Below are 12,249 nucleotides of genomic sequence, written 5' to 3' on the forward strand. Positions count from 1 at the left end.
GGCATCGATCTCCTCTCGTGTCATACGACGCCCGCCGCTCGCCTGCCGAAGCTGTGCCTGAGCGGCCACCTGCTGTGCTTGTGTCTCGGCCATCCACTGAGCGATCAGAGCCGGATCCGCTCCGGCCTCCAGAGCCGCCCGGTACTTGCCGAGCTTGTGATCGCATTCGGCGATCCGCCGCCGCGCCGACTCTGCGGCTGGGTCGACCTCTGGCCGGCCGTACTCGGTGAGTAGGCGCACGGTCTCGGAGCGCCGGGATCCGGTGAACTCTCTGGCCAGCCACCGGTCCAGGTCGGGGAGGATCTCCGCCTCTCGCAGGTAGACGGTCTTGGGGTGGTCGACCTTGTTGGCCAAGGCGTACTCGGCCGGGTACCGGCAGCGGTAGTAGGCCTGGTCGTTGTTCCAGTTGCCCTGCATGCGGCGATGGCAGTATCCGCAGAACAGCACTCCACGAAAGGCGTAGGGCCTGCGCGTGGGATGGGGCCTATGGACGGCCGGGCCTCGCCCACGGCCGGCGAGGATGTCCTGAGCCCGCTGGAAGTCCTCTGTGGAGACCAGGGGCTCATGGGTGACCTGGTCGGACCACACCCACGCGTCGGCAGTGTTCCAGCGCTGCTTGGTCATGTGGCCCAGAGCCACGTCCTGCACGTCGATGAGGACATCGTCCTTGCGCTGCTTGTTCCACACTTGGTGGCCGGTGTACCGGGGATTGGTGACGATGACCTTGACCGCGCTCTTGGACCAGGCCAGGCCCTCACGGTGACGGTTCCTGGCACGGTCGTACGCCGAAGGCGAGGGAATGCCGTCCCGGGTCAGGCCCTCGGCGATGGCGTACAGGCCCCTGCCGGAGATGAACTCCCGGAACATCCTGCGGACCACCTCGCCCGTCGCGGGATCAGGCGCCAAGCCATGGAGTCGTTTTCCGTCAGCGGCCTTGGCCGGGTTGGGATGCGGGCCAAGGTCCACCAGCAGGTAGCCATAGGGCGGACGACCTCCCAGATACCGCCCCTCCACTTGCGCCAACGCCGCCATGGCCGATCTCACCCGGATCTTGATCCGGTTGCGCTCGCCCTTACTGATCCCGCCGAACATCGACATGATCAGCTCGTGCGCCTCGTTAGCCGGATCGATCGGGCCGCCGACTTCGGGCACCCACAGCGGGACGCCATAGTGCTCGAACAGAGGAAAGGTGAGCCCGAACTGATTGCCATAGAACGCCCGCTGGGGCTCCCCTACAACTACGGCCGTGAACCCGCGGCCAGGGTCACCGAGCCGTTCCAGAAGCAGCGCAGCCTGTGGGCGCCGCAACGGCGGTATGGATCTCGACTTGTCCACGTCGAAGAACTCGGCCACGATCCTGCCACCCTGAGGCTCCACGAGCGCTTTGGCGCGGCTGAGCTGCCAGGCTCGTGACGCCTCCGGATCCTGGCGATCCTCGGTCGAACACCGGCCCCAGAACGCCACGTCCAACGTTTCAGCTCCTCTCTGCTTCTCCCTCTGTCAACTGCTCGTAAGCCCTGCTCAGAATGCGAAGCAGCGCCGCGGCGGCCCGGGGAGTCAGACGGGGCGAGTCCTCGGGCAACACCACCCGGATGCCCACTGAACTCGCTTCTCCAGGCCCGCCAGCGTATGGCGCGAAATCCAGTTCGGGAGGCCCCGAGCAGGCCCTTTGTGGCTCTTCAGTCACTGCCGCCTCCGCTGGCTGAGTCGGCCGGGAAGGCGTCCTTGATCCGCGTGATGGCGAGGTCGCAGAACTCGGGGTTGAGTTCGATGCCGAGGAATTGCCGTCCCGATTGCCGGGCGGCAAGCGCGGTGGTTGCCGCTCCGGCAAAGGGATCCAGGACGGTGCCGCCGGGGCGGCAGCCAGCGGCGATCGCCCGGAGGGGGAGGTCGATCGGGAAGGCGGCGAAGTGCGCGGCGCGCAGCGGGCGGGTGGGGATCGACCAGACGTCGCCCGGGTTGCGGCCGTGCTTGTGCCCGGCGGTGTGCCGGCGTCCGGTGGGCAGCATCGCCGACCCATGCCGCCTGCCGCCCAGCGCCTCGGAACTGCCGTCGTACTTGCCGCTGGGCGGCCACGAGGTCTTGATCGTGTGGGGCTTGTTGCCGCCGTTGTGGGCGCGCCTGTTCAGCGTGCGATCGCCGGTGTAGGGCTCGCGGATCGGGTCGAGGTCGAACCAGTAGTGCCGCTGTTTCACCAGCAGGAAGATCATTTCGTGTCGGGTGGACAGGCGGTCGGTGACCGACTGCGGCATCGCGTTGGGCTTGTGCCACACGATGGCATTCCGCAGAATCCACCCGTCGCGCTGGAGGGCGAATGCGACGCGCCACGGCATGCCGAGGAGGTTCTTGGGCGGGACGACGAGGCGGGCGTGCGGGCGGACCTGTGGTTGCCGCGGGTTGTAGCTCTTGCCGCGGGCCCATCCATCGGAGTTGGCCGCGTAGCAGTCGCCGAGGTTGAGCCAGAAGGTGCCGTCGTCCGCGAGTACGCGGCGGGCTTCCTCGAACGTCGCTCGCAGGTGCTCGACGTAGTCATCCGGTGTGGCCTCTTGGCCGTACTGGCCGGCCACGCCGTAGTCGCGTAGCCCGTAGTAGGGCGGGCTGGTGATGAGGCAGTCGACCGACCGGTCCGGCATCTCGGAGAGGACCTCATGGGCGTCCCCGAGATAAAGCTTCACTTGGTTGGTGCTCCAATACGGGGCTCTCATCGGGCACGCCCCGCTGCGGGCGCCGCACCGGGACCGACTCGACGTCTGTCACGACGAGCATCGTCAGGCGGACTTGAGCCTGGCTCAGCGGCACAGGTGTAGGTGATGAGCCGGTGGTAGCCCGTCACCTGGGCGATCTGCCAGCCGGCACAGATCAGCGCCGGGCATGCGCCCGGTGTGCCGTCGGCGGCCAGCCAGATCTCTATGGTGTGGCCGTCGTCGAGTGCGTCGATGGCGGGGTGTCCCGCGAGGGCTACGCCGACCAGCACACCCTCAGCCGTGCTGACCCCGAGCGCGAGCGTCGCACCACCATGCTGCGGTAGCGCGTCCTGACTCGTCCAGGCGATGAACGCGCGGGCGGTGTGCAGCTTGATCGGAATGATGACGAGAGGAGTCTGCGCACTTTCCACAGCCCCTCGAATGGTCGTTTTCAGGGCGTCGCCACTCTTGCCAGAGACGTCGTTCGGCGGGCTCTTCAGTCCGTATTGAAGCGTCGAGTCATTCGCTTTCCTCATTTTCGTTTCGGGCATTTCCTCGGATGCGTTGCCGAGTCCACCACAGGGCTCTGGCCGACCTCACGCACGGTCAAGCTGGGCTCTGGCATACAGGTTGAGCAGTAAAAACAGCTTCCAGGGGCGCCCAGCCAGACCGATCTCACTCAGGCTGATCTCCAGCTGAATCCACGTCGACTCTGGCAGGAAACACAAAGCCGGAAAGTTCAGGAAGCAACGTCGAACGGTGCCGGAGATTTGCCATAACCGGCTCGTATACCGGAGCGGAGAAGGAAATCCTCTGGCTCTGGAGTAACCCGATGAGTACCTACGTTCGGCGCATCACCAGCGCGGACCGCTCACCGCTCGACATCGCCGAGCAGGCGTTCCAGTTCCTCAGCTGTGACCCCGCTGGCCTGGCCATCGATGCCACCGGCCTGACCACTGAGCTCCCGCAACGCCCGATCCGCCTCACCGAGCTACGCAACCTGCTCATGGACCGCAGGCTCGGCAACCACGTCCGGGACATCGTCTGGCGCGTGGTGGTCACCCGTGCCCGCGAGGAAGGCGCCGCCTGGCTGGTGGGCGCCGTGGGCATGGCCATCCCCTCCCTGCGACGCGTGGCCGGGCGCATTACGAGTGGCTATGCCGCAGGCGATCCCGCCGACATCGACAGCGAGGTCCTCGCCGTCTTCGTCGAGGCCGTCCGCACCGTGGACCTCAAGGCCGGGAACATCCGGCCACGTCTGTGCGACGCCGCCCGCCGCGGAGGCCGACGCGCGCGGAAGATGGCCGAGGCCGAGAGTTGCCGCCGCCTGCCCTACCACTTCTCCGCCCCACCACACGCCCCGTGGAACCACCCCGACTTGGTCCTGTTCGACGCGGTCGTCAAGGGTGTGGTCAGCGACCTGGACGCCGAGCTCATAGGCCGCACCCGCCTGGAGGACATGCCGATCCGCCAGGCCGCCGGGGAACTCGGGCTGAGCACCGAGGCTGCCAAGAAGCGGCGCCAGCGCAGCGAACCGGCGCTCGTCCGGGCGGTCCTCTCCGGAGACGTCCACGCCCCCATGTCCCCGACGATCATTCCTTCCGCCCCTAGAAGGGGGGAAGTGAAGACTTCCGCGCAGAGCCGGAGCTCCTCAGATGCGCATGACGACCACTGCGATCCGAAGGGAGGTCCGGGCACCGCCTCCGGCTCTGCGCGGTCGATCGCTTCCGCGGTACCTCTGCCGCAGGACGGCCAGGCAGAGGCACCGACCCCGGCCGCCATCGTCAAGGCGGCTAGCAGGCCACCGGGCGCGGCAGGCGTTCCGCCGACCCGATGCCCCTTCTGCAACCCTCAATGGCCTGTGAGAAGGGCGCGCCTGCCGGTGTGGCAACGGCGGGTGGTACGGGTGCTGGTCGCGGTAGGCATTGCCGTTCTCGTCGTTGCCACTGCGGCAACCGCTGCCCTGGCCGAGACGGGCGGGCTCGCGGCGCCACCGTCGAGTCCGGACCAGCTCGGCAAGGTCTTCGACAACCTCCGGCACTGGCTGATCGGCCTGCTCGTGGCCCTGGCAACGCTGATGTTCACCATCGGCGGCCTGCGTTACCTGGTCGCGGGCGGAGACCCGGGCGAGATCCAGAAAGCCAAGGCCGCCTTCAAGGCCGCCGCCCTCGGCTACAGCCTCGCATTACTCGCTCCGCTGTTCGTCAACGTCCTCAAGCGGATCGTGGGTGGGTGAACGGCCATGATGTTCACACTTGTCCACAGCCTGTGGATGAAGCCGACTCCCAGCCCCACCCCGGCACCAGTAATGCCGCCCCTGCCGCTGAACCCCGGCAACACGGGCATCGGGCTCGGCCTCGGCGGGTGGATCGGCAACCAGATCAACTCCTGGTTCGCCGACCTCGTCGCCCTCGCGATCAAACCACTCCTCGACGTGCTTGCCGTCACCCTCCTCGCCACCCCCAGCATCGCCGGGCCCGGCAGGGTCCAGGACCTGTGGCAGGCGACGGTCATCATGGCGAACAGCGGCTTCGTGCTCTTCGTCGTCGCCGGCGGCATCCTGGTCATGGGGCATGAAAGCGTCCAGACCCGCTACGCCTTCAAGGAGATCCTCCCTCGGCTCCTCCTGGCGTTCCTGGCGGCCAACTTCAGCTTCCTGCTGGCGAGCAAAGCGATCGAGATCGCCAACGCCATCACGCACGCCGTGCTCGGGCAAGGGTTCGACGCTCGACGCGCCTCCCACGCCATCCGCTTCCTGATCTTCCCGCCCGGCAACTCGCAGATCTTCTACATCCTGCTGGCGCTCATAGCCGTGGGACTGCTGGTCGCCCTGCTGGTCACCTTCGTAGTCCGGGTAGCACTCACCACACTGCTGATAGTGGCCGCGCCCCTCGCGCTGGCCTGCCACGCCCTCCCCCAGACCGACGGCCTCGCCCGGCTCTGGTGGCGGGTCTTCACCGGACTGCTGCTGATCCAGATCTGCCAGTCGCTCACGCTGGTCCTGGCGGTCCGGGTCTTCTTCAACCAGGACGGCCGCGAGAGCGTCGGTCTGGTCGGCAGTGGCCAGCTCTACAACCTGCTGCTCGCACTCACCCTGCTGGTCATCCTCGTTCGCATCCCAGGCTGGGTGTCCCGGGCGATGTTCCTGCCTGGTGGGCGCGGGCTCGGCGTGCTCCGGATCGTCAAGTACGCCGTGGCCTACAAGCTGACCAACCCGCTACTGAACGCTCTACACCTGGGGAGAGGCTCTGGTCGCGGGTCCGGTGGCGCCAGACGTGCCGTGGCGATGATGGCGGTGGGGAAGGCGCTGCCCGCCCTCGCCGGGGGTCCTGCCGGTACGGTTGCCACCGGCATTGCCAGGGCGGCAAGCGCCGCTTCCGCGGCTCGTGGAGGTGCCGGGCCGGCCAAGCACGCACCGGTCGCCGCCCGCCGCCCCATCCGCGCGGACGACTGGGAGCCCGCGCCCGTCAAGCATGCCCCGAGTGCACCGCCGGTCCAGGGCAAGTACCGCAGGCCTCCGCAGCCGAAGAAGCCCATCCCGCCGTCCACTCCGGTGTACGGGTATCCGCGCGAAAGCTTCTACTCCGCGGGACCGGCCGGGCTGAACCAGATGCACCTGCTACGCGGCCAGGGAACCACATCACCGTCCGCGCCGCGTCGCGCGATCGAACCGCCGCCGATCCCCAACCGCGCGGCCCGTCCCATCGTCCCGCCCAACGCCCCCATCCCCGGCTCGGTGGAGTGGCCCGAGAATCCCTCCCGTCGCCGTACACCTCCGCCTCCGCCACCGCGTGGTTCCACTCCCAGGCGCACCCGTAAGAGCAGAGGAGGCGACGGACGATGAGCTGGACCGAAGTGGTCAGGATCCCTGCCGACGTCGAGCAACCCGACAAGATCGTCTGGGGTTTCACCGCACGCCAGGTCGTCATCCTGACGGTGACGGGAGGTGTGCTCTACCTCGGATATGCCACTTTCGGCGAGCGTATATCCCTGGCTACGTATGGGGCTATCTCCCTGCCGGTGGCGGTGCTGGGGCTCCTGCTGGCTATCGGCACGCATGACGGGACCAGCTTGGACCGGTTCGTACTCGCCGCGATCAGATACCAGCACTCCCCCAAGCACCTGGTCACGACCACCGAGGACATCCCCGCCCCTCCTCCATGGGTCGCTGCCCGATCCTGCCGGTTGCCGTCACCCCTCAAGCTTCCGGCGCGGAGCTTTGCCGAGGACGGCCTGCTCGACCTCGGCCCGGACGGTGTCGCCGCGATCGCCCAGGTCTCCACCGTCAGCTTCGCCCTGCGCACTCCCGAGGAGCAGGACGGGCTCGTCGCGGTCTTCGCCCGCTGGCTGAACTCGCTGTCCGGCCCGGTACAGATCCTGGTCCGGGCCGAACGCGTCGACCTCAGCGAAACCATCACCGCACTACACGACAGCGCGCAGCGGCTGCCACACCCGGCACTGGCCTACGCCGCCCGCGAGCACGCCGCCTTTCTCAGCGACCTGGCATCCCGCCACGAGCTCCTGCGCCGCCAGGTCTTGCTGGTCATCCGCGAACCCGCCCTCGGCGCCAATGGCAGAGCCACGGCCGCCGCCCGCGCCTACCGGCGGCTGGACGAAGCAGCCCGCCTGCTCGGCGCATGTGGAATCACGGTCCGGCTGCTGGACGCCGCCGCCGTCACCGCACTGCTCGCCTCCTGCTTCGACCCGACGGCCCCACCGCTGCCCGCCGACGATCTCGCCGGTACCGACGAGGTCATCAGCGCGGGAGGCCGCCGATGAGGCTCCGATTGCGTCGGACGCGTTCCGCCTCATCGGCGATCGGCCCGGACGCGGTGCAGGTCCTGCCTCGCCGTCTACGCGTGGGAGGTGGAGTCTGCGCCACGCTCGCCGTCACCGGCTTCCCGCGCGAGGTCGCCCCCGGATGGCTGGAACCGCTCCTCGCCTACCCCGGCCGGCTCGATGTGTCGGTACACATCGAACCCGTCCCCTCGCTCGTCGCCTCCGACCGCCTCCGCAAGCAGCTGGCCCGCCTGGAGTCCGGGCTGCGGTCAGATCACCAGCATGGCCGGTTGCTCGACCCGAGCGCTGAAGCCGCCGCCGAGGACGCCCAAGAGCTGGCGTCCCGGATCGCACGAGGCCAGGCCAAGCTCTTCCGCGCCGCCATCTACTTCACCGTCCACGCCACCTCTGAGGAGGAACTCGACGACGCCTGCGCCCAGATACGCGCTCTGGCCGCCTCTCTGCTGCTGGACGCCCGCCAGATCACCTTCCGGCAGTTACAGGGCTGGATCAGTGGACTGCCGTTCGCCTATGACAACCTGGCGTTGCGGCGCACCTTCGACACCCCGGCACTGGCTGCGGCCTTCCCGTTCACCAGCCCGGACCTGACCGCCGAACTCGGCCCGACCGCGGTTCTGTACGGAGCCAACACCGCCAGCGCCTCCCTCGTGGCCTGGGACCGGTTCGCGCAGGACAACCACAACTCGGTGATCCTCGCCCGATCCGGAGCCGGCAAGTCCTACCTCGCCAAGCTGGAAGCCCTGCGCTCGCTCTACACCGGCGTCGAGGTCGCGGTCATCGACCCCGAGGACGAGTACGCACGGCTGTGTTCCGCCGTGGGCGGCGCGTACATCCACCTCGGCGCGCCCAAGGTCCGGCTCAATCCCTTCGATCTTCCGCCACGGAGCCAGAAGGACAGCGACCCGCTCACCCGCCGTGCGCTGTTCCTGCACACGCTGACCGCGGTCATGCTCGGCGAACCACTCGACAAGGCGAGTAAGGCCGCCCTCGACCGGGGGATCATCACCGCCTACCAAAGGGCGGGAATCACCTTCGAGCAGCGCACCTGGAACCGCCGCCCGCCCCTCATGCAAGATCTGGTGGCCGCACTCACCAACGATGTCGATCCCAAGGCGAAGGAGCTAGCCGCCGGGCTCGCGCCCTACGTCACCGGCAGCCACCGCCAGCTGTTCGACGGCCCCACCACCACGCAGCCCGACTCCCACCTCATCGTTTTCTCCCTGCGCGACCTGCCGGAGGAACTCAAAGCGGTAGGCACGCTCCTGACGCTGGACGCGGTCTGGCGACGGGTCTCCGATCCGAACGACAGACGTCCTCGCCTAGTCGTGGTGGACGAGGCGTGGCTGCTCATGCGAGATCCCGAGGGCGCCAAGTTCCTGCTGCGCATGGCCAAGGCCGCGCGCAAGCACTGGGCCGGCCTGTCAGTGGTCACCCAGGACTCCGCCGACCTGCTCGGCTCCGAGATGGGCCAGGCGGTGATCGCCAATTCCACCACCCAGATCCTGCTCAAGCAGGCGCCCCAGACGATCGACAGGGTTGCCGACGCCTTCCAGCTCTCCGACGGCGAACGGCAACTCCTGCTCTCCGCCGAGCGCGGAACCGGCCTGCTCACGGGCGGAGCCGGCGCCCAGCGGGTTCCGCTACAGGTGATCGCCAGTCGGCGCGAGCACGACCTCGTCACCAGCGACCCGCAAGAACTTGCCGACCTCGACTACGAGGAGGCCGAGCCGTGAGCCCCGTCTCTGGTGGTGATCAGCGTTGATTGACGACCTGATTACCGATCCTGATGCCGTCCTCGACGAACTGATCAGCTGGCTCACCGCTCACGCCACGCAGGTGATCGGATGGCTTGCCGCCGTCGAGATCGTCACGACCCTCGTGCGGTTGGTGGTCGTGCGGCTACGCCATCGGCGGTTCACCAGGGGTGCCCGCTGCGTGGAGATCTTCGCTCCACCCGTGGCGGACATGCCTGGTGCCGAGGCGCTGTGGGGAAATCTCGTCGGCCTGCTACGACCGGCCTGGAAACGAGTCCTGTTCGGGCAACCCCACCTGTCCTTCGAGTACGTCTTCAGCGCCGCCGGGGTGCGCATCCGGCTCTGGGTGCCGGGGGTGATCCCTCAACATCTGGTGGAACACGCGGTGGAGGCCGCCTGGCCCTCGGCGCGTACCTCTTTACAGATTGCGGACTCTCCCGTGCCCCTGACCGGCCAGTCCCTCGGCGGACAGTTCAAGGTGGCTCGCAGCGAGCGACTGCCGATCCGGCATGGTCACACCATCGATCCTGTACGCGCGCTGGTGGGCGCGGTCGTGGGGATGCCGACCTGGCAGCACGCCGCCGTACAGATCCTCGCCCGGCCCGCGACCGGACGCCGTCTCGCCGCGGCGCTCAACGGCGGCCCGGCGTGGCTGGTACGCGCCATGCTCGACCTCCTGACTCCCGGGCCGACGTACTCGCGCCTCCATCCCCAGCACCTGCGCCAGCACGCAGGGGACCGGGCGACCTGGCTGGAGGAAGCCGCCGAGGCACGCGCCATCCGGGACAAGGCGTTGCAGCCGCGCTACGTCGTGGGGATCCGCTACGCCGTACAGGCCGACCAGCCGACAACCGGCGACACGAAGACCGCACGTGCCGCCCGCCGCAACGCCGTCAAAGGACGCGCCCACGCCATCGCCTCGGCGTTCGCGCTCTACTCCGGCCACAACCGGCTCGAACGGCACCGGCTGTTCCTGCCCGCCGCCCAGCTCGCCGGCCGCCGTCTCGGACGTGGGTTCCTGCTCTCGCTATCGGAGCTCGCGGCCCTGGCGCACCTGCCGCTGGACGTCGCGGTCCCGGGACTCGAACGGGCGGGCGCCAACACCGTCCCTCCCTCACCCGCCATCGCCTACGGCGGAACGCACGCCAAGGTCCTCGGCTTCTCCGACTCCGGCCAGGAGCGCCCCGTCGCTCTGCGCGTCGCCGACTCCTGCCATCACATGCACATCCTCGGCCCGAACGGCACCGGCAAGTCCACGCTGCTGGCCCAGATGATCCTCTCCGACATCCAGGCCGGACGCGGCACGGTCGTCATCGAGGCCAAGGGCGACCTGGTCAGCGACCTGCTGGGCCTGATACCTGGAACCGTCGAGGACAAGGTCGTGCTGATCGATCCCGACGACCGCCACGCACGCCCGTCCCTCAACGTGCTCGGCGGCGCCGAACTCGACATGGGCGTGGACAACCTGGTCGGCATCTTCCACAAGATCTACGCCGATTACTGGGGCCCGCGCACCGACGACATCCTGCGCGGCTGCGCCCTCACCCTTGCCCGCCACTCCGGGACACTCGCCGACGTCCCCACCTTGCTCATCGACGCCGAGTACCGGCGCCGGCTCGTGGCGGGGCTCCGCGATCCGCTACTGCTCGGATTCTGGCAGTGGTACGAGGGCCTTTCGGATTCGGCCAAAGCCCACGTCACCGGCCCCATCATGAACAAGCTGCGGGCGTTCCTGCTGCGTCCGTTCGTCCGCGACGTGCTCGGTTCCGCCCGGTCCACCTTCGACGTGGGCAAGGTGCTCGACGGAGGGGTCCTGCTCGTCCGCCTGCCCAAGGGCGTGCTCGGCGACGACAGTGCCCGTCTGCTCGGGTCCATGGTTCTGGCGCAGATCTGGCAGGCCGCCTCCCACCGCGCCAAGCTCGGCCGCTCCAGGTCGCACGCCGCGCTGTACGTCGACGAGGCGCACAACTTCCTGACCCTCCCGCACGCCTTGAGCGACATGCTCGCGGAAGCACGCGCCTACCGGCTGTCCCTGGTACTCGCCCACCAGCACCTCGCGCAGCTACCTCGCGACCTCCGGCAGGCCGTCTCGTCCGACGCACGCAACAAGGTCTACTTCTCGCTCTCGCCCGAGGACGCGCGTGAGGTCGAACACCACTTCGCGCCCTACCTACGTGCGCACGACCTGGCCAACCTCGGAGCCTTCCAGGCCGCCGCCCGCCTCATGTCGCGCTCGGCGGAGGCGCCGCCCTTCACCCTGCGCACCCGTCCCCTGCCCGAGCCCTCACGAGAGGTCGCCGACCGGATCAGAGCCGCGGCGGCCAAGGCGCACGGCCGTACCGCCGCCGTGCCCGCATCCCGGCCGGACGACCCCCGGCTCCATCACTGAAGGAGGAACTCCATGTCCACGCCCCGTTTCACCCCCGCCGTCTTGGCCCAGCTCGCCGCCCGACTGACGGCGCGTGATCGGCAGTTGCTCCGGATAGTCAAGGAGCAGCGCGTCCTGACCGCGCCGCAGATCGCCCAGATCGCGTTCGACACCGACGACGCCGCACGTAAGCGCCTGCTCTCTCTGCACCACATGGGCGTATTCGACCGCTTCCGACCGAACCTTCCTCCCGGCATGGGCACCGCGCCCTACCACTACGTGATCGGCCCGACCGGCGCCGCCGTCCTGGCCTCCGAGGACGGCGTGGACATCAACGCCTACGGCTACCGGCGCGAGCGAGTTCTCGCCATCGCCTACAGCCAGCGCCTGTCCCACACCGTCGGCACCAACGGCTTCAGCGCCGACCTTCGGGGCTTCGCCCGACGGCACGGCGCTGCCGAGCTGGTGACCTGGTGGGCTGAGGACCGATGCGCGTCCCTGTGGGGCGACACCGTCCGCCCTGACGCCTACGGCCGGTGGCACGAGGACCCTCTCTGTCAGACTCTTGTGAGACATAGGACGAATGAGTCCTCATGATGTGAAACAGAGCTAGACAGGACGATCGAGACAGTGACGATGACCC

At 68.5% G+C, this 12,249-nt stretch carries 8 protein-coding genes and 1 pseudogene; 6 read left to right on the plus strand and 3 right to left on the minus strand.

The annotated features are described in order from the left end of the window. Positions 1-354: 354 nt before the first annotated feature. The 3 genes and pseudogenes from ACGFIV_RS01885 to ACGFIV_RS01895 all read right to left on the minus strand — a co-directional run. Positions 355-1,464 (minus strand): annotated as a pseudogene (locus ACGFIV_RS01885) (recombinase family protein); the annotation flags it as partial. A 215-nt stretch (positions 1,465-1,679) separates the two neighbouring features. After that, entirely contained in the window at positions 1,680-2,675 is a 996-nt protein-coding gene (locus ACGFIV_RS01890) for a DNA-methyltransferase (RefSeq protein ID WP_392831082.1), read from the minus strand. A 26-nt stretch (positions 2,676-2,701) separates the two neighbouring features. Further along, positions 2,702-3,235, minus strand: coding sequence for an XF1762 family protein (locus ACGFIV_RS01895; RefSeq protein ID WP_392831085.1), 534 nt, complete (start codon positions 3,233-3,235; stop codon positions 2,702-2,704). A 281-nt stretch (positions 3,236-3,516) separates the two neighbouring features. On the opposite strand from ACGFIV_RS01895, the gene ACGFIV_RS01900 reads away from it, so the two are divergent. Genes ACGFIV_RS01900 through ACGFIV_RS01925 form a run of 6 tightly spaced genes read left to right on the plus strand, consistent with a single transcriptional unit; the run spans position 3,517 to position 12,203 of the window. After that, positions 3,517-4,920, plus strand: a complete 1,404-nt coding sequence (locus tag ACGFIV_RS01900; protein ID WP_392831088.1) for a pilin — start codon at positions 3,517-3,519, stop codon at positions 4,918-4,920. A gap of 6 nt (positions 4,921-4,926) precedes the next feature. After that, positions 4,927-6,528 (plus strand): hypothetical protein, encoded by a 1,602-nt coding sequence (locus ACGFIV_RS01905; protein WP_392831091.1) that lies wholly within the window; start codon positions 4,927-4,929, stop codon positions 6,526-6,528. Beyond that, the gene (locus ACGFIV_RS01910) at positions 6,525-7,463 is read left to right on the plus strand and encodes a PrgI family protein (RefSeq protein WP_392831093.1); all 939 of its coding nucleotides are present in this window, start codon (positions 6,525-6,527) and stop codon (positions 7,461-7,463) included. Before ACGFIV_RS01905 ends, ACGFIV_RS01910 begins: the two co-directional genes overlap by 4 nt. An 8-nt stretch (positions 7,464-7,471) precedes the next feature. Next, a complete protein-coding gene (locus tag ACGFIV_RS01915; protein WP_392831096.1) occupies positions 7,472-9,217 on the plus strand; it encodes a VirB4 family type IV secretion system protein in 1,746 nt (581 codons plus the stop codon). A 25-nt stretch (positions 9,218-9,242) separates the two neighbouring features. Next, positions 9,243-11,627 carry a type IV secretory system conjugative DNA transfer family protein gene (locus ACGFIV_RS01920; protein ID WP_392831098.1) on the plus strand — a complete coding sequence of 795 codons (2,385 nt, stop codon included), beginning with the start codon at positions 9,243-9,245 and terminating at the stop codon, positions 11,625-11,627. Between the two features lie 12 nt (positions 11,628-11,639). Beyond that, the gene (locus ACGFIV_RS01925) at positions 11,640-12,203 is read left to right on the plus strand and encodes a replication-relaxation family protein (RefSeq protein WP_392831101.1); all 564 of its coding nucleotides are present in this window, start codon (positions 11,640-11,642) and stop codon (positions 12,201-12,203) included. Positions 12,204-12,249: the final 46 nt, after the last annotated feature.

This window comes from Sphaerisporangium sp. NPDC049003, assembly GCF_043197795.1.
In the GTDB taxonomy this organism is placed as follows: domain Bacteria; phylum Actinomycetota; class Actinomycetes; order Streptosporangiales; family Streptosporangiaceae; genus Sphaerisporangium.

Bases quoted from the DNA above. Each gene is read 5' to 3' on its own strand.
- ACGFIV_RS01895 (WP_392831085.1), bottom strand. From the start codon at position 3,235: ATGCCCGAAACGAAAATGAGGAAAGCGAATGACTCGACGCTTCAATAC.
- ACGFIV_RS01900 (WP_392831088.1), top strand. From the start codon at position 3,517: ATGAGTACCTACGTTCGGCGCATCACCAGCGCGGACCGCTCACCGCTC.
- ACGFIV_RS01905 (WP_392831091.1), top strand. From the start codon at position 4,927: ATGATGTTCACACTTGTCCACAGCCTGTGGATGAAGCCGACTCCCAGC.
- ACGFIV_RS01910 (WP_392831093.1), top strand. From the start codon at position 6,525: ATGAGCTGGACCGAAGTGGTCAGGATCCCTGCCGACGTCGAGCAACCC.
- ACGFIV_RS01925 (WP_392831101.1), top strand. From the start codon at position 11,640: ATGTCCACGCCCCGTTTCACCCCCGCCGTCTTGGCCCAGCTCGCCGCC.